This window comes from Sphingomonas sp. QA11 (genome assembly GCF_028473665.1).
In the GTDB taxonomy this organism is placed as follows: domain Bacteria; phylum Pseudomonadota; class Alphaproteobacteria; order Sphingomonadales; family Sphingomonadaceae; genus Sphingomonas; species Sphingomonas phytovorans.
Genome location: NZ_CP098774.1, coordinates 2,282,952 through 2,300,217, shown reverse-complemented (window position 1 = coordinate 2,300,217; position 17,266 = coordinate 2,282,952). Strand labels below are relative to the sequence as shown.

Sequence of the window (17,266 nt, the reverse complement as noted above, 5' to 3'; positions counted from 1 at the left end):
GGCGTTTCACGGGGCGCAATGGCGCACCGGGGCAGGCTAGACCGCGTTCGCCGCGCTGAGGACCGCCCTGACCGACGCTGTCGCGATGTCAGCATCGATGCCGACGCCGAAGACCGTGCGGCCATCCGCCGTGCGGCATTCGACATAGGCCGCGGCCTGCGCGTCGGCGCCGTGGCCGATGGCGTGCTCGCTGTAGTCGACAACATCGAGCTGAGGCCCAGTCGTATCGCCGAGCGCGGCGATGATGCCCGAGATCAGGCCGTTGCCGCGCCCCGAGATCGAGCGTTCCTCGCCGCCGATCGCGACGCGGCCGACGAACAGGCGGTCACCCGCGGCGCCGCTCTCATGATAGTCGAGCAACGTGAAGCGGTCGTCCGGCTTGGCGAGATAGGCCTTCTGGAAGGCGTTCCAGATATCATCGGCGTTGAGCTCGCGGCTTGTTTCGTCCGCCATTGCCTGAACGTGACGGCTGAGATCGGCCTGGAGGCGCTTGGGCAGCTTCAGGCCCTTGTCCTGCTCGATCACCCAGGCGACGCCGCCCTTGCCGGATTGCGAGTTGACCCGGATCACCGCCTCATAGCTGCGGCCGAGATCCGCAGGGTCGATCGGGAGGTAGGGGACTTCCCAGAAATCGTCGTTGCGCGCTGACTGGGCGGCAAAGCCCTTCTTGATCGCGTCCTGATGGCTTCCCGAAAAAGCGGTGAAGACCAGTTCGCCGGCATAGGGGTGGCGTGGGTGGACGGGGAGCTGGTTGCAATAGGTGACGGTGTTGATGATCTCGTCGATGTCCGAGAAATCCAGCTTCGGATCAATCCCTTGCGTGTACATGTTGAGCGCGACCGTCACCAGGTCGCAATTGCCGGTGCGCTCGCCATTGCCGAGCAGGCAGCCCTCGACGCGGTCGGCGCCGGCCATCAGGCCGAGTTCCGCCGCGGCGACGCCGGTGCCCCGGTCATTGTGCGGGTGAAGGCTGATGACGATGCTGTCGCGGTTGCGGATATTCTTGCCGAACCATTCGATCTGGTCGGCATAGATGTTCGGCGTGGCGCACTCGACCGTTGCCGGCAGGTTCAGGATCAGCGGATGATCCGGGTTAGGGCGCAGCACGTCCATCACCGCCTCGCAGACCTCGACCGAGAAATCGAGTTCGGCCGTCGAGAAGGTTTCCGGCGAATATTCGAAATGCCAGTCCGTGTCGGGCTGCGCGGCGGCGCAATCGCGCAGGATCTTCGCGCCGTCGACCGCGATCTGGCGGACCTCGTCGCGGCTCATGCCGAACACGATCTTGCGCCAGGCCGGGCTGACCGCATTGTAGAGATGGACGATCGCCTTCGGCGCGCCGCGCAAGGATTCGAAGCTGGTCTCGATCAGGTCGCGGCGCGACTGGGTGAGGACCTGAATCGTCACGTCATCCGGAATGCGGCCGGTCTTGACCAGGCCGGAGATGAAATCGAACTCGGTCGCGCCGGCACTGGGAAAGCCGACCTCGATCTCCTTGATGCCGACCTTGCAGATCAGGTCGAAGAAGCGGGTCTTCTTCTCGCCGTCCATCGGATCGATCAGCGCCTGGTTGCCGTCGCGCAGATCGGTGGAGAGCCAGCGCGGCGGCTGGACGATGGTTCGCGACGGCCATTCCCGGTTGGGCAGGTCGATCTGGGGAAAGGGGCGGTATTTGGTCGAAGGGTCACGCAGCATGGTTCGTTCTCGCGGCTCGCGGGGGTCTTTGGGTCGAAGAGGCCCTTAGGCGGGTCGCGCGCGCCCGAGGCGCACGTCGAAGGTCGCGCCTAAGGGCGCGTAAGTCGAAGCAGCGGAAGGCGGATGGCCTGCGTCATTGCGACACCCGTTACCGTGTCACGGCGCCCGATGTCCAGCCCGTCCGTCGAACAACCGGTCGAACGGGCCGTCGGGCAGGAACCAGAGGAGGGCGACCAGCGCCGCGCAGGCGATGCCGAGCCAGGGCGAGAGGAAGGAGAGGGGGATGCCCAGGAGATAGAGCAGCCCCGCGACGAGGCCCTTGCGGGCATATTGCCGGTAATAGGTCTGTGCTGCCGGACCCTGTTTGCCGGTGCGGCGGATCGTCGCCTGGAGCCACATATAGGCACCTGACGGCAACAGCATCGTCGCCAGATAGAGCAATGTGGAGGAAAGGTTGAAGTGATGCTCGCCGAGATAGGAGGTTGAAAAGGGCACCAGTGACAGCGCGAACAGTAACAGCATGTTCGACCAGATCAGGCCGTTGGTGACACGCGTCGCGTGCGTGAAGAGCCGGTGATGATTGACCCAGTAGATCGCGACATAGGCGTAGCTGAGCACATAGGCGAGGAACACCGGCCACAGCGTCCAGAGCTTGTCCATCCCCTCGGAAATGGGCGGATGGAGCTCAAGCACCATGATCGTCACGATGATGGCGACGACACCGTCCGAGAAGGCCTCGATCCGGCCGATGCCCGGCCGGCCCTCCTCGCCCTCGGACGGCGCCGTATCGCTCATTGAGCGACGAAGCCGGCGTTGATGACCAGATCGACCTTGTCGGAGACCATCGGGATTCCGAAGGAAATCCCGAAATCGCTGCGCTTGATGCTGGTCGTCGCGGCAAAGCCGACATTCAGCTTCTTGGCGCCCATGGGGCCGTTGCCGGCGCCGACGAAGCGAGCGTTCAGCGTCACCGGCTTGGTCACGCCGTGCACCGTCAGGTTGCCGACGATCGTTGCGGTCGTGCCGTTCACCGTCACGCCGGTTGAAACGAACTTCGCCTCGGGGAATTTCGCCGCGTCGAAGAAGTCGGGCGCCTTGAGATGGGTATCCAGGCCGGCGACGGTGGTGGAGACCTTGTCGATCGCGAACGTGACCTCGACCTTGTTCCTGGCCGGATTGGCGGGATCCAGCGTCAGGCTTCCGGTCGGCTGGGTGAACTGGCCGGTATATTCAGTGAAACCGAGATGGTTGACCGTGAACAACACCTGGGTGTGGCCGGAATCGACCGCATAGGTCCCGGCGACGACACGGGTCGGATCTGGGGCGCCGGGCTGGCCACCCGGGGTCTGGGCAAGGAGCGGCGTCGCAGCGAGAGCGAGCACGGCGATCAGGGCAATACGCATGGGGGTCTCCGACAGGGGAAGGGCCGCGCCAAGATGACGCGGGCCCCCATGAATGCAAGCGCCGAAGCGGAAACGATCCGTTGGCAGTGCGTGCCCTTGACGCGGCTCGCCCAACATCCGTTCGTCCCTAGCTAGCTTGTCGAGATGGCGTATCGAGGGGCAGGGGGCTTGCGCTTCGCCTGTACCTCGATACGCGCCCTCGATACGGCTTCGCCTACCCGGTCGCTACTCGGCACGAACGGGCGGTAAAGCGCGTAGCGCGATCAGTTCTTTTCCTTGTCCACCAGCTTGTTCGCGCCGATCCACGGCATCATCGCGCGCAGCTCCGTACCGACCTTCTCGATCGGGTGGGCGGCCGCCGCCTTGCGGGCTGCCTTCAGCTCCGGCTGGCCAGCGCGGTTGTCGAGCACGAAGTTCTTCACGAAGCGACCGCCCTGGATGTCGGCGAGCACTCGCTTCATCTCTGCCTTGGTCTCGGCGGTGATGATGCGCGGGCCGGTGGTGATGTCGCCATATTCGGCGGTGTTGGAGATCGAATAGCGCATGTTGGCGATGCCGCCTTCATACATCAGGTCGACGATCAGCTTCACCTCGTGCAGGCACTCGAAATAGGCCATTTCCGGGGCGTAGCCAGCCTCGACCAGGGTCTCGAACCCGGCCTGGATCAGATGGGTCAGGCCACCGCACAGCACTGCCTGCTCGCCGAACAGGTCGGTCTCGCATTCCTCGCGGAAATTGGTTTCGATGATGCCGGAACGGCCGCCGCCGACGCCTGAGGCGTAGGCAAGCGCGATGTCGTGCGCGTTGCCGCTCCTGTCCTGGTCGATCGCGATCAGGCAGGGCACGCCGCCGCCGCGGACATATTCGGAGCGCACGGTGTGGCCGGGGCCCTTGGGCGCGATCATGATCACGTCGAGATCGGCGCGCGGCTCGATCAGCGCGAAATGCACGTTGAGGCCATGGGCGAAGGCGATCGCAGCGCCCTGCTTCAGATTGGGGTGGAGATCGTCGGCATAGATCGCCGCCTGATGCTCGTCGGGCGCGAGGATCATGGTGATGTCGGCCCAGGCGGCCGCCTCGGCGTTGGTCATCACCTTGAAGCCGGCGTCTTCCGCCTTCTTCGCGGTGGCGGAACCGGGGCGGAGCGCGATCGCGACTTCCTTCACGCCCGAATCCCGCAGGTTCTGCGCATGGGCGTGACCCTGGCTGCCATAGCCGACGATCGCGATCTTTTTGTTCGTTATCAGGTTCAGATCGGCATCGCGATCATAATAGACACGCATTGATAGTGCTCCCTTATTCAAAAATCCGCCGTCATGCCGGACTTGTTCCGGTATCCATCATGCAACACGTGATGGCGTCGCTTGTGGGTGGATGGACCCCGGAACAAGTCCGGGGTGACGAAACATTGGTGGGTTTACGCCGCCTCTTTCCCCCGGGCGATGGCGACGATGCCGGTACGGGCGACTTCGATCAGCCCGACCTCGCGCATCAGCGTGATGAAAGTGTCGATCTTTTCCGGCCCGCCGGTCACTTCGAACACGAAGCTCGACGTGGTCGCATCGACCACGCGGGCGCGATAGACATCGGCGAGGCGGAGCGCCTCGATCCGGTGATCGCCGGTGCCGCGGACCTTCACCAGTGCGAGCTCGCGTTCGACATGCGGACCGAGCGCGGTGAGATCGGTCACCGAATGTACCGGGATCAGCCGGTCGAGCTGGGCGAGGATCTGCTCCATTACATGATCCGACGCCGAGGTGACGATGGTGATCCGGCTGACCGCCTTGTCCGAGGTCACGTCGGACACGGTCAGGCTCTCGATATTATAGCCGCGCGCGGTGAACAGGCCGGCGATCCGGGCGAGAATGCCAGGCTCGTTGTCGACCATGATCGCCAGCGTGTGACGCTTCGCGGTTTCTTCCTTGATGTGCATCAGACCAGCGCCTTCGCCTCGTCGTCCATCTCGCCCGAGACTTCGGCGGCCTGGAGGATCATGTCGGTATGGGCGGCGCCCGAGGGGATCATCGGGAAGCAGTTGGCGAGCTTCGCCACCATGCAGTCGACGATCACCGGCCCGTCATGGGCGAGCATCTCGGCGATGCCGGCGTCGAGCTGGTCGGGATGCTCGATGCGGATACCCTTCCAGCCATAGGCTTCGGCCAGCTTTACGAAGTCGGGCAGGGAATCGCTGTAGCTCTCCGCGTAACGCGACGAATAGGTCAGTTCCTGCCACTGGCGGACCATGCCCATATACTGGTTGTTGAGGATGAACACCTTGACCGGCAGCCGGTATTGCGTGGCCGTGCCAAGCTCCTGGATGTTCATCTGGATCGAGGCTTCGCCGGCGATGTCGATGACCAGCGAATTGGGATTGCCGAGCTGCGCCCCGATCGCGGCGGGCAGGCCATAGCCCATGGTGCCGAGGCCGCCCGAGGTGAGCCATTTGTTGGGCGCCTCGAAATCGAAATGCTGCGCGGCCCACATCTGATGCTGGCCAACCTCGGTGGTGATGATCGGCGACTTCTTCTGAGTTGCCTCCCACAGCGCCCTGATCGCGCGCTGCGGCATGATCTCGGTCGCGCTCTCCGCGAAGTCGAGGCTCTTGACCGCGCGCCAGCCGGCGATGCGGCGCCACCAGTCGGACAGATCGGGCTTGGGATGGCGCCGCGCCTTGTAGACGCGGACCATGTCCTCGAGCGCATGGCCGACATCGGCGATGATGGGGAGGTCGACCCGGACATTCTTGTTCACCGACGAGCGGTCGATATCAACATGCACCTTGCGACTGTTCGGGCTGAACGCGTCGAGGCGACCCGTGACGCGATCGTCGAAGCGCGCGCCGAGGCAGAGGATCAGGTCGGCCTGGTTCATCGCCCAATTGGCTTCGTAGGTGCCGTGCATGCCGAGCATGCCGAGCCACTGGTCGGAGGTGGCAGGGAAGGCGCCAAGGCCCATCAAGGTCGAGGTGACCGGCGCGCCGGTGATCCGCGCCAGCTCGCGCAGCAACTGGCTTGCGGCGGGGCCGGCATTGATGATGCCGCCGCCGGTATAGAGGATCGGCCGCTCCGCCGCGGCGAGCATGTCGACCGCCTGCTCGATCAGCGACTGGTCGGCCTTCACCTGCGGGCGATAGGTCTTGTGCTTGATCGGACCCGGCTTGACGTAGCGGGCACTGGCGACCTGCACGTCCTTGGGGATGTCGACGACGACCGGCCCCGGGCGGCCCGAGGTGGCGATGTGGAACGCCTCATGGATGATGTCGCCGAGCCGTGCCGGGTCCTTCACCAGATAATTGTGCTTCGAGCAGTGGCGCGTGATGCCGACCGTGTCGGCCTCCTGGAACGCATCGGTGCCGATCAGCGCGGTCGGGACCTGACCGGTGATGACGATCATCGGGATCGAATCCATCAGCGCATCGGTGATGCCGGTGACAGCATTGGTCGCGCCCGGGCCCGAAGTGACCAGCACGACGCCGGGCTTACCGGTGGAGCGGGCATAGCCTTCCGCGGCATGAGTTGCCGCCTGTTCGTGGCGAACCAGGATGTGCTTGATCCGCTTGCTGCGGAACAGCGCGTCATAGATCGGCAGGACGGCACCGCCCGGGTAGCCGAACACGACTTCCACGCCGAGATCGCACAGCGCCTCGACCAGGATATCGGCTCCGCTTTTCTCGGTCATTGCTTCTTTCCTAGCTTTGCGACCTTGATGTGACGCAATATTGCTTCACGAAGGGCGTCGTTAGTGATCGATAATTTGTTCGTCAAGCGCCTTGAGGGAATCTAGTTTCAAAATTGACCAGTAGCGCGCATGTTTCTGTCGCCATGTCGCGGTGCCACATAGCGGGAGGCTGGTTCCGAAACCACGTAAATTGTCGTTTGGCATATTGGCGGGTCGCCAATTGCGCCGCGGCCAGCGCTTCAGGCAGTGTCCGGGTGCCCGCGAGCAGCGCCCCGATCTCCGGCACGCCGATCGCGAGACGGACGGGCGCGGTGGGGAGGATGTCGCTTCGGGCGAGCACGGCGCGGGCTTCCTCGATCCCGCCGCCGGCGAACATCGCCTCAAGCCGCGCGTCGCACCGCGCGAGCAGCCAGTCGCGGTCGGGAATCAGCACCGTCGCCATCAGATCGATCTCATGGCCGATCCCGCCGGTCTTTGCCTGCTGCCATGTCGCGAGCGGCCTGCCTGTGGAGCGAACGACCTCGAGCGCGCGGGCGACGCGGGTGGTGTCGGCGGGGGCGAGGCGGGCGGCGGCCGGAGGATCGAGCGCGCCGAGCATCGCATAGGCGGTGGCGACGGGCAGGGCGCGCACTTCCTCGCGGATCGCCGGATCGATCGGGGGTACGGGCGCGATGCCGTCGAGCAGGGTGCGCATGTACAGCCCCGTGCCACCGGCCAGTATCGGGAGCAGACCCGCCTCGTGCGCCCGCTCGATCTCCACTTTCGCCTCGGCCGCCCAGCGTGCGGCGGAATAGATGTCGGCGCCGTCGACATGGCCGAACAGGCGGTGCGGCACACGGGCTTCGTCCTCGGGGCTCGGTCGCGCCGACAGCACGCGCAGATCGGCATAGACCTGCGCTGAATCGGCGTTGATCACCACCCCGCGATGCTTTTGTGCGATCGCCATGGCGAGCGCGGACTTGCCGCTGGCGGTCGGCCCTGCAATGAGCGCCACGCGCGGCAAGTTATGCGGCGAGGGAGACGTCATGTTCATCGCGACGCTGATAGCAGCGGGAAAGCTTAGCGGGGGCGATATTTCGTCCGCCCGGGACCTGCTCGACGAAGCGGGATGCCTGCCGGCTGCGCATGCGTGGCTTGACGAGGGATATGCCGCCGACATCATGTTCGGCCTTGAGCCGGAGGCGGCGCGGGCCGCACTCGAAGGCGTGTTTCAGGGTACCGACGTGGTGGTGCAGCGCGCCGACGGCCGCGTGAAGCGGTTGCTGGTCGCCGACATGGATTCGACCATGATCACCGTCGAATGCATCGACGAACTGGCCGACTATGCCGGGATCAAGCCGCAGATCGCCGCCGTCACCGAGGCGGCGATGCGCGGCGAGCTCGATTTCGAATCAGCGCTCGATGCGCGCGTGGCGCTGCTCAAGGGGCTGGACGAAGGCGTTATCGCCCAATGCCTCGCCGAGCGGGTGACGATCATGCCAGGCGCGGTGGCGCTGATCCGAACGATGAAGGCACGCGGCGCGACGAGCATCCTCGTGTCGGGCGGCTTCACCCGCTTCGCCGAGCCGGTCGCGGAGATCATCGGATTCGACCGTGCGATCGCTAACCGGCTGGAAATCGCGGACGGGGCCCTGTCCGGGCTGGTCGCCAAGCCGATCGTGGGATCCGATACCAAGGAGCGTACCCTGCTTGAAGCAGCCGCCGACCTTGGCCTGCCGCCCGAGGCGACGCTGGCGGTGGGCGACGGCGCCAACGATCTCGCCATGATCAGGCGGGCGGGGCTGGGCGTCGCCTATCACGCCAAGCCGATCGTCGCCGCGGCTGCGGCTGCCCGGATCGATCACAACGACCTGACCGCGCTCCTCTACGCGCAGGGAATCAGTCGGAAGGACTGGGTTTCCTAGGCAGTGGTCGGACGCGGCTGCCCGGCGGGGGATCTGGTGACGACGGTGAATTCATTGCCGCGTCCCTCGTTCACGGGGATCGACTGCGACAGATAGCCGTTCGCTGGATCGCGGACATAGTGCAGATACCCGTCGGCTTCCTCGAAGGCGTTCTCGGCGATGATGAGCGTGCCCGGCCTGAAGCGGGGTTCGAGCACCTTGAGCACGTCGAGATACAGGCTGAACGCGCCATCGAGCAGCACAAGGTCGATATCGCCCGCGATATCCCGGAGCGTCTCCCGGGCGTCGCCCACGCGGATGTCGACAAACCCGGCAAGGCCGGCTTCTTCGAGATGCGCCCGCGCCCGGATCGCCTTGCCGGGTTCGAGCTCGGTTCCAATGAGCTTTCCACGCCCCATGTCGTGCAGCGCCGCGGCCAGATGGATGGCCGAAACGCCCATCGAGGTGCCGAATTCGACGATCAGCGCCGCATCGCACGCCCGGGCGCACATATAGAGAAACCGGCCGAAGTCGGATGATATGTTGAGGAAGTTGCCGGCCTGCTCGCGATAGAGTTCGCGAAGATCCCATTTCTCCGCCGCGATGACGTCAGCGATCATCTGATCGGGCGACGTATCGCCGTTCATGAAGGATTCGATCAGGGGGCGGTCGGCCTGTTCGGCCTCGGCGAAGAGCCGTTGAAGAACGGCGGCCACGCGTCCTGTGCTCAAAATATCCAATTCGAATCTCCCGCCAGATGAGCGGACGCCGAACGGCTTCGGGCGGCCCGCGCGTTCGCACCTAGGCGCTCGCGCGATTGGCTGCATCGCGCAAATGTGACAAACTATTCGGATATCCTGCCAATCATCCGGGCGCGCGAGGCCAGGCAACGATGCCAATGCTGAACGATATCATGGCCTATCCGGACGACATGCTCGACCCCGACGATATCCCCCGCCCGCTGGTGGCGTTCGGCGTGTCGATGGTCACGACGGGCGTGGAACTGGCCCGTCACCGGCACGGCAAGGCGCAGTTGCTGCTGACGCTGCGGGGCGTTCTCACCTGCGAGGCCGATGGCGGGCTCTGGATCGTCCCGCCGCAATGCGCTGTCTGGATACCCGGTGGCGCGATGCACTCAATCAAGTTTTCGGGGACGATCGAAGGGTATAACGCCTTCATCGATCCGGCACTGGCGGTTGGCCTGCCCACGGGTTGCTGCACGGTTGCCGTAACACCGCTGCTGCGGGAGCTTCTGGTATGCGCGGCCCGTTTCCCGGCCCTGTATCCGGAAGGTGGCCGGGAATCGCATCTGGCAACGCTGTTGATCGACGAGATCGCGGCGGCTCCCGTCGAGCGACTGCATCTTCCGATGCCGGCCGACCAGCGGCTGCGCCGGATCGTTGAGATGATGATGGCCGCCCCGTCCGATCGCGGCACGGCGGAGATCTGGGCCAGGCGGGTGGGGCTCAGCGAACGGACGCTGGCCCGGCTCCTGGCGCGCGAGACCGGCATGAGCTTTGGCCGCTGGCGCCAGCAAATGGCGATATTGCTTGCGCTGCAGGCGCTGGCAAAGGGTGCCCCGATCAAACAGGTGGCGGCCGATCTCGGCTACGAAAGCGCCGGCAGCTTCGTCACGATGTTCCGCAAGGCGCTCGGCACGTCGCCCGGCCGTTACATGTCGAGAGTGCGCGGGGAGAGCATCCCGGGCGAATGAAAGGCGCGCCGCACCTCAGGGCGCGACCGGCACGCAGGGCGTCCTGGTCGGCCTCACTGCCGTACAGACCCGCGCAGCGTCCGCCGAGGAGGCCAGTGGCCCCGCCTGAAGCTTGGTCAGGGTGCCTGTGCGCACCAGGAACGGCTGGAGGCTGGCCAGCGCGCCGACCTGACCTTTGAGCTTGCCCCACAAGGCTGTCGCATTGCCTTCGTCGCGGAACGCGCCGAACTGGATGCGCCAGCCGCGACCGGAGACGGGCGGCCCGCTGCGGCCCGGCTGTGGCGCCGTGGTGGCGACGGCCTGTTGCTGTGGCGGCGGACGCCGCGTCGGGACATGGGCGACGACCGGTGGCGGCGGTGCGAACGGCTGCGGCGCGTCGACGTTCGGCTGTGCACCGCGATGCTGGTCGTAGGAAGAGGGCGGCAGATCGGTGCCGCGCATCGCGACCTGGCTGCCCTGGCCGGTGATCTCCGGCGGCAGGACCGGGCGCTGCGCCTCGGCTTCATACTGGCGGGCGAGCGCAAGTCCCTTCTGACGATCGGCGGCCGGGATATATTGATCCATCTGCGCCTGGACCTCCGACGCGCGGGGCTGGCCCTGCGCGGCCGAGCGGACGAGCAGGGCATAAGCGCGCGGCCAGTCGCGCGCGACGCCATCGCCATTGTAGAGCATGGTGCCGAGCACAAGCTGCGCGCGCGGTTCGCCGCGGGCGACCGATTTCTCGAGCCAGGGGAGCGCGTCGGTGCGCTTGCCGTTCTGGAAGAGGATCAGCCCGTAATTGGCCTCTGCCTCGACCTGGCCCTGCAGCGCCGCCTTGCGATACCAGCTTTCCGCCATCGCCATGTCGACGGGCACGCCGCGGCCGAGCTTATAGGCCTGGGCGAGGTTGAACTGTGCGTCAGCGTCTCCCGCGATCGCGGCGGGGCGCCATTCGTCGACTGCCTTGCGATACTCGCCCCGGCTCCAGGCATCGACGCCCGCCTTGACGTCGGCAAAGGCAGGTGACGCCACCGTAATAATGACGCCGGCAAGGCCAAGAGCCGCCGGCAGGTACGCCTTGCGCATGATGTCTCCAATCCCCGCTACGCTACAGGGGTGATAATGCCCTCTATCCGGTATTTGGCAAAGATTCCGTTAGGGACATTGTGTCGACCGGGGACTGACCCGGCCGTCCGGAAGGCTCGTTAACCGCTTCTTGACGTCTCGCATGGCATTCAACCTCCTCGAATAGCGGGAGTTGAAGGGGCACATGCGCGTTCTCGCGATGGCATCGCAAAAAGGCGGATCGGGCAAGACGACCTTGTCAGGGCATCTGGCCGTCCAGGCTCAATTGGCCGGGGCCGGCCCGGTCGTGCTGATCGATATCGACCCCCAAGGGTCGCTGTCCGACTGGTGGAACGAACGGCACAGCGAATATCCCGCCTTCGCCCAGACCACGGTCGCCCGGCTCGCCGCCGACCTGGAGGTGCTGCGCCAGCAGGGCTTCCGCCTGGCGATGATCGATACGCCGCCCGCCATCACCATGGCGATCCAGAGCGTGATCGCCGTCGCCGAACTGATCGTCATCCCGACCCGCCCGTCACCGCACGACCTGCGCGCCGTCGGCGCCACCGTCGACCTCTGCGAACGCGCCGGCAAGCCGTTGCTGTTCGTCGTCAACGGCGCCACGCCCAAGGCAAAAATCACCTCCGAAGCCGCCGTCGCGCTGTCGCAGCACGGCACCGTCGCCCCGATCACCGTCCATCACCGCACCGATTTCGCCGCCTCAATGATCGACGGCCGCACGGTGATGGAAGTCGACGGCAATGGCCGGTCGAGCCAGGAGATCCAGGCACTCTGGACTTATATCTCCGACCGTCTCGAGAAGAATTTCCGCCGCACCGTGTTCGCGGCGCCAACGGCCGCGCACGGCTATGCCGCGCAGCGTCCGGCAGCAGGCGGCTTCGGCCGCCGTGTGGTGGGGTGATCCGATGACGACGTTCGGACAGCCCAAGCCGCTCGCTTCGCTCTCGTCGACGCTGCTCGCCCGCAAGGGGCAGGCTCGTCCGGCCATGCGGCCACAGGGGTTCGGTGGCTTCGGCGCCATCCCCGGCGCGCAGGACGATCTCGGCTGGAACGATATGGGGCATCCGGACGGCCATGGCGCCGAGCCGGCCTATGCGCCGCCGGCCGCCGTGCCGCCCGTTCTGCGCCAGCGCGAGGCGCTGCAGGAGGAGTTCGAGGCGCCGCTGCCGGTCGTGAGGCGCGCGATCGAGCTTGAGCCTTCCTACGAGTACGAGCCGGCCGATGAGCCGGAGGACAGCTACGAGCCCGAACCCGCATATGAGGCAATGGAGCCCGAGCCAGAACCCGCCGCCGAGGTCGAGCCCCAGCCAGAGCCCCAACCCGAGCCAATGTCGGTGCTCGCCGTCCGGACCGCGAAGCCTGCGCCGGTTGCGCCGGCTCCTGCTTCGCCGGCTCCCGTCTCGCCAGCCGCCATGTCGCCAGCCCCCATTTCGTCGGCGACCGCCGCGCGTATCGGGCGCGAGACGTTGGCCAAGCAAGGCAAGGCCGCCTTCACGCTGCGCCTCGACCAGGAGCGCCATCTGCGCCTCCGCCTTGCGAGCGCGCTGCACAATTGTTCGGCCCAGGTCCTGGTGACTCAGGCGCTCGACAGCTTCCTGCACTCTCTGCCCGAGGTGGAAGAGCTGGTCCGCCAGCTGCCGCCGCGCGCGACACGTTGATTTGAACAGGGGAATTCCGATGAAGACCCGGGCGATCGTCACTCTTGGGCTCGGCGCGCTGGTGGCGTGCGGCGCACTGGCCGGCATCACTTCGCATGGCGGCATAGCCTTTGCCAGCGCGCGCGACGAATCGCGCGCCGAGCGCAAGGCAGCTGCCGAAGCCGGCAAGGCGCAGGCGGCGCTCGCCAGCGGGAGGCCCGAGCAGGCAGTGGCCCATGCCGAAGCCGCGGTGGGCCTCCGCCCGCAGGTAACGAGCTTCCGCGTGCTGCTGGCCAACAGCTATCTCCGTGCCGGTCGTTTCGATTCAGCGCGTCAGGCCTTTGCCGATGCGATGACGCTCGATGCCAGCAACGGCAAATTGCCGCTCAACCTCGCCTTGACCCAGATCGCCACGGGCGACTGGAGCGGCGCGCGCCAGACGCTCGATACGCACAAGGACATCATTCCGGTCAGCGACCGCGGGTTGGCCATGGCACTGGCGGGCGACCCCGCCGGCGCGGTCGAGATGCTGAATGCAGCGGTGCGTACCCCAGGGGCCGACGCCAAGACCCGGCAGAATTTCGCACTCAGCCTCGCGCTTGCCGGCCGCTGGCAGGATGCCAGGATGATGGCTGCTGTCGATCTGGCGCCGGCCGAGGTCGATCAGCGGATGACTCAATGGGCGACCTTTGCCCGCCCGAAATCAGCCTATGATCAGGTCGCCTCACTGCTCGGCGTCACGCCGGTGCGCGATCCGGGCCAGCCGACCGCGCTTGCGCTGAACGCCACGTCGGGCGTCGGGCTCGCCGCCCTTGCGCCGGTCGATGCGTTCATGCCCGGCCAGGCCGAGAATGCCGCCAAGGTAGCACAGGAGATGGGAACGCCCGTTCCCGCCGCCGCGCCGGTGCCCGATGCGGGCGCAACGCCTGCCCCGGCGCCGGTCGAGGTTGCCTCGACACCGGCGCCTGCCTTTGCCAGCGTGGTCTTCGGCCCGCGCGAGGAAGTCGTGCAGCACCTCCCGGCCAGCGCCAGGGAGCCCGTGTCGCGTCCGGCTCCGGCGTCCGAGGTTTCAGCCCCGGTCCGCGTGGCGAGCGCGACGGCCGCGCCGCGCACCCCGGCCAAGGGCAGCTTCTTCGTCCAGCTCGGCGCATTCGAGAATGCGGCGGTGGCCAAGAATGCCTGGACCCGAGTCACGCGCAGCAATGCGAGCTTCGCCGCGCAGACGCCTTCGGGCATGAGCATCACGTCGAAGGCGGGCACTTTCTATCGCCTTTCGGTCGGCGGTTTCGCCCGCGGCGAGGCAGATGCGCTGTGCCGCAGCTACAAGGCCAAGGGCGGCAATTGCTTCGTCCGCGCCCATGCCGGCGATCAGGTCGCGCTATGGGCACATCCCGCCGGCCGGCAGATGGCCTCGCGCTGATTGCGAAGACGGGCGGGCGATGCTCGTCCTTCATTGCCAGACCTGAACGGCGGGGCCTTTTGGTTTCCGCCGTTCTTTGCATCCAGAGTGTCCTGGTTGTGCCGCGACACGGCTTCGCTATCCGGCTTGAACGGGCTCATAAGAACATATTGAATGCAGTTGTCGCCCCGAACCTGTCCCAGGCGGCACTGCTCCACAAACCGGGTGGCGAGGAGCGTGCGGGACAGTGGATGCCGGAACCAGTCCGGCATGACGGCTGAAGCTGGGCCGGATCGACATTCACGTTATTGGTACGGTTGAAGCAAAGAGAATTGTTCGCGCGGAGGGCGCAGAGAACAAAGAGTTCGTTTTCGATCTCTATCAGCCTGCGCCGATGAGTTCCCCGTTTGCGGGGCGCCCTTGCCATCGCAAACCGCCGAGCTGCTGGCGGACCTTCTTCTTGGCGTCCTCCGCGCCCTCCACGCGAATCATTATCTTGCACTGCCGACGGGCCCGTTTCGAAACACTATCCGCAGTCTTGAGCGCTAGCGCAGTTCACTGCCGCCCTTGAACAGGCGAAGCACCTTGCCTTGCACCGGCAGCTTGTCGAACGGCGTGTTGCCGGCCTTCGCGACCATGCGATCAGTATCGATCTGCCACGGCGCTTCCCAGTCGAGCAGCATGAAGTCGGCGGGCGCGCCCGGTGTCAGCGTGCCTGAATCCAGCCCCAGGATCTTCGCCGGATTGGCGGCGAGCAAGGCGAACAGCCGGTCGATCCCGATCACCTGATCGCGGACCAGCCCAAGCGACAGCGCGAGCAGGGTCTCGGCGCCGGCCATGCCCGCGGAGGAATCGGCGAAGGGCAGGCGCTTTTCCTCTGGCCCGCGCGGATCATGGCCCGAGCAGAGGATGTCGATCGTGCCGTCAGCGACCGCCGCGAGCGCCGCCTGACGGTCGCTTTCGCTGCGGAGCGCGGGGGAAAGATGCGCGAAGGTGCGGAAATCGCTCATCGCATTGTCGGACAGGAACAGATGGGCAGGGGTGATGCCGCAGGTCACCGGCAGGCCGCGCGCCTTGGCGCGGCCGACCAGATCGAAGCCGGCTGACGTCGTCACCTGGCGGAAGTGGATGCGGGCGCCGGTTTCCTCGGCGAGCAGCAGGTCGCGGGCGATCGCCAGTGCTTCGGCGGTGGCGGGCGCGGAGGGCAGGCCGAGACGGGTCGCGGTCTCGCCCTCGGTCGCGACGGCCGAGCCGACGAGCCCGGCATCCTCGGCATGGGCGATGACGGTGAGGTCGCAGTCACGCGCATAGGCGAGCACGCGGCGCATCACGCCTGAATCGGCGATCCAGCGACGGCCGGTGGCAACGGCACGGGCGCCGGCATCATGGGCTATCGCCATTTCGGCCAGGTCAGTACCGGCCAGGCCGCGCGTCGCGGCGGCGATCGGATGGACCCAGATGTCCGGCTTGCCCATGTCGGCGGCGCGCTGGATGATCCCGGGGTCGTCGAGCACCGGCGACTGATCGGGCATCAACCCGACCCTGACGATGCCGCCGGCGCGGCACGCCGCCTTGTCGACGGAGAAGACGCCAAGATCGATGATGGCGGGCGCGACGAGGACCGAGCGGCCGAGCGTGGCGCAATCGGTGAGGTCGGCGCCCTCCGGTACCGCGCTGACGTTGGTCGAGACGATCTTCTCGGCATCGATCACCAGCGTCGTGGCGCCGTCCGCCCGCGCGCCGACCAGGTTAGCGTTGGAGAAGGCGCGGATCATGCCCAGCCCTCCACCTTGCGCGCTCGTCGCGTCAGCACGTCGAGACAGGCCATGCGCACCGCCACGCCCATCTCGACCTGCTCCGTGATGGCCGATCGCTCGGCATGGTCGGCAACGTTCGAATCGATCTCCACGCCACGGTTCATCGGGCCGGGATGCATGACCAGCGCATCGGGCCCGGCCCGGGCGAGACGATCGAGCGTCAGGCCGTAGCGCATATGATATTCGCGCATCGAGGGGACGAAGCCGCCCGACATGCGCTCGGTCTGAAGGCGGAGCATCATGACCACGTCGGCACCGTCGAGTGCCGCGTCGAAATCAGTGAAGGGCATCACGCCCATCCGCTCGATCGCGGCGGGCATCAGCGTCGAGGGGGCGCAGACCCGCACCTCGGCGGCGAGCGCCGTCAGCGACAGGATGTTGGAACGGGCGACCCGGCTATGCAGCACGTCGCCGCAGATGACGACTCGCTGGCCCGCGACCGCCCCTCGGCGGCGGCGGATGGTCAGCGCGTCGAGCAGCGCCTGGGTCGGGTGTTCGTGGCTGCCGTCGCCGGCATTGAGCACCGGGCAATCGACCTTGTCCGCAATCAACCGCACCGCGCCCGAGCTCATATGGCGGATGACGATGACATCGGCGCGCATCGCGTTGAGCGTCATCGCGGTGTCGATCAGCGTCTCGCCCTTCTTCACCGAGGATTGGGCGGCGTGCATGTTGACCACGTCGGCACCCAGGCGTTTGCCGGCGATCTCGAACGAGAGAAGCGTGCGCGTGCTGTTCTCGAAGAACGCGTTGATCTGGGTGAGGCCCTCAAGCCGCTTGTCGCTTTTCGCCCGGCTTCGGTTCGCCTCGACCCATTGCTCCGCTTCGTCGAGCAGGAACATGATCTCGTGGGGCTGCAATCCGTCGATTCCGGTCAGGTGCCGGTGCGGAAAAACGGCGCTGCCCTGAATGAGGGTCGCGGGGCGGTGATCTGAGGCTGGCATTAAAGGGATCGGGTAGCGAGGGTAGGGGCGG

The 17,266-nt window shown here is 66.3% G+C and carries 16 protein-coding genes; 5 read left to right on the top strand and 11 right to left on the bottom strand.

The annotated features are described in order from the left end of the window. Window positions 1-36 precede the first annotated feature (36 nt). The 7 genes from leuA to miaA form a co-directional block, all read right to left on the bottom strand. Window positions 37-1,695 carry a 2-isopropylmalate synthase gene (gene leuA, locus NDN01_RS10650; protein ID WP_272627353.1) on the bottom strand — a complete coding sequence of 553 codons (1,659 nt, stop codon included), beginning with the start codon at window positions 1,693-1,695 and terminating at the stop codon, window positions 37-39. A gap of 156 nt (window positions 1,696-1,851) precedes the next feature. Next, the gene (locus tag NDN01_RS10645) at window positions 1,852-2,490 is read right to left on the bottom strand and encodes a TMEM175 family protein (RefSeq protein ID WP_272627352.1); all 639 of its coding nucleotides are present in this window, start codon (window positions 2,488-2,490) and stop codon (window positions 1,852-1,854) included. Then, a complete protein-coding gene (locus NDN01_RS10640) occupies window positions 2,487-3,098 on the bottom strand; it encodes a YceI family protein (RefSeq protein WP_272627351.1) in 612 nt (203 codons plus the stop codon). The genes NDN01_RS10645 and NDN01_RS10640 overlap by 4 nt, the downstream gene beginning before the upstream one ends. A gap of 263 nt (window positions 3,099-3,361) precedes the next feature. Next, the gene (gene ilvC, locus NDN01_RS10635) at window positions 3,362-4,381 is read right to left on the bottom strand and encodes a ketol-acid reductoisomerase (RefSeq protein ID WP_272627350.1); all 1,020 of its coding nucleotides are present in this window, start codon (window positions 4,379-4,381) and stop codon (window positions 3,362-3,364) included. 134 nt (window positions 4,382-4,515) lie between these two features. Next, window positions 4,516-5,031: an acetolactate synthase small subunit gene (ilvN, locus tag NDN01_RS10630; RefSeq protein WP_272627349.1), complete on the bottom strand. Its 516-nt coding sequence runs from the start codon at window positions 5,029-5,031 to the stop codon at window positions 4,516-4,518. After that, on the bottom strand, window positions 5,031-6,776 hold the full coding sequence (locus tag NDN01_RS10625; RefSeq protein ID WP_272627348.1) for an acetolactate synthase 3 large subunit: 1,746 nt from the start codon (window positions 6,774-6,776) through the stop codon (window positions 5,031-5,033). The genes ilvN and NDN01_RS10625 overlap by 1 nt, the downstream gene beginning before the upstream one ends. Window positions 6,777-6,858: 82 nt before the next feature. After that, window positions 6,859-7,803: a tRNA (adenosine(37)-N6)-dimethylallyltransferase MiaA gene (gene miaA / locus NDN01_RS10620; protein WP_443025242.1), complete on the bottom strand. Its 945-nt coding sequence runs from the start codon at window positions 7,801-7,803 to the stop codon at window positions 6,859-6,861. Here miaA and serB point away from each other — a divergent pair. After that, the gene (gene serB / locus NDN01_RS10615; protein ID WP_272627346.1) at window positions 7,802-8,680 is read left to right on the top strand and encodes a phosphoserine phosphatase SerB; all 879 of its coding nucleotides are present in this window, start codon (window positions 7,802-7,804) and stop codon (window positions 8,678-8,680) included. The two genes, miaA and serB, sit on opposite strands and share 2 nt — an antisense overlap. Here the strand turns inward: serB and NDN01_RS10610 are convergent. After that, on the bottom strand, window positions 8,677-9,375 hold the full coding sequence (locus NDN01_RS10610) for an O-methyltransferase (RefSeq protein ID WP_272627345.1): 699 nt from the start codon (window positions 9,373-9,375) through the stop codon (window positions 8,677-8,679). The two genes, serB and NDN01_RS10610, sit on opposite strands and share 4 nt — an antisense overlap. 182 nt (window positions 9,376-9,557) lie before the next feature. Between NDN01_RS10610 and NDN01_RS10605 the strand changes: the two genes are divergently transcribed. Further along, a complete protein-coding gene (locus tag NDN01_RS10605; RefSeq protein ID WP_272627344.1) occupies window positions 9,558-10,373 on the top strand; it encodes an AraC family transcriptional regulator in 816 nt (271 codons plus the stop codon). Window positions 10,374-10,388: 15 nt separating this feature from the next. Here NDN01_RS10605 and NDN01_RS10600 read toward each other — a convergent pair whose 3' ends face one another. Next, the gene (locus NDN01_RS10600) at window positions 10,389-11,438 is read right to left on the bottom strand and encodes an SPOR domain-containing protein (RefSeq protein WP_272627343.1); all 1,050 of its coding nucleotides are present in this window, start codon (window positions 11,436-11,438) and stop codon (window positions 10,389-10,391) included. A gap of 184 nt (window positions 11,439-11,622) precedes the next feature. Here NDN01_RS10600 and NDN01_RS10595 point away from each other — a divergent pair, with 184 nt between their 5' ends. The 3 genes from NDN01_RS10595 to NDN01_RS10585 are packed head-to-tail and all read left to right on the top strand — an operon-like array spanning window position 11,623 to window position 14,495. Then, complete coding sequence (locus NDN01_RS10595) at window positions 11,623-12,339, top strand: ParA family protein (RefSeq protein WP_272627342.1); 717 nt, start codon at window positions 11,623-11,625, stop codon at window positions 12,337-12,339. A 4-nt stretch (window positions 12,340-12,343) separates the two neighbouring features. Then, the gene (locus NDN01_RS10590) at window positions 12,344-13,096 is read left to right on the top strand and encodes a hypothetical protein (protein WP_272627341.1); all 753 of its coding nucleotides are present in this window, start codon (window positions 12,344-12,346) and stop codon (window positions 13,094-13,096) included. Window positions 13,097-13,115: 19 nt separating this feature from the next. Next, the gene (locus tag NDN01_RS10585; RefSeq protein WP_272627340.1) at window positions 13,116-14,495 is read left to right on the top strand and encodes a tetratricopeptide repeat protein; all 1,380 of its coding nucleotides are present in this window, start codon (window positions 13,116-13,118) and stop codon (window positions 14,493-14,495) included. A 524-nt stretch (window positions 14,496-15,019) separates the two neighbouring features. Here NDN01_RS10585 and NDN01_RS10580 read toward each other — a convergent pair. Next, the gene (locus NDN01_RS10580; RefSeq protein ID WP_272627339.1) at window positions 15,020-16,249 is read right to left on the bottom strand and encodes a dihydroorotase; all 1,230 of its coding nucleotides are present in this window, start codon (window positions 16,247-16,249) and stop codon (window positions 15,020-15,022) included. Next, a complete protein-coding gene (locus tag NDN01_RS10575) occupies window positions 16,246-17,235 on the bottom strand; it encodes an aspartate carbamoyltransferase catalytic subunit (RefSeq protein WP_272627338.1) in 990 nt (329 codons plus the stop codon). The genes NDN01_RS10580 and NDN01_RS10575 overlap by 4 nt, the downstream gene beginning before the upstream one ends. Window positions 17,236-17,266: the final 31 nt, after the last annotated feature.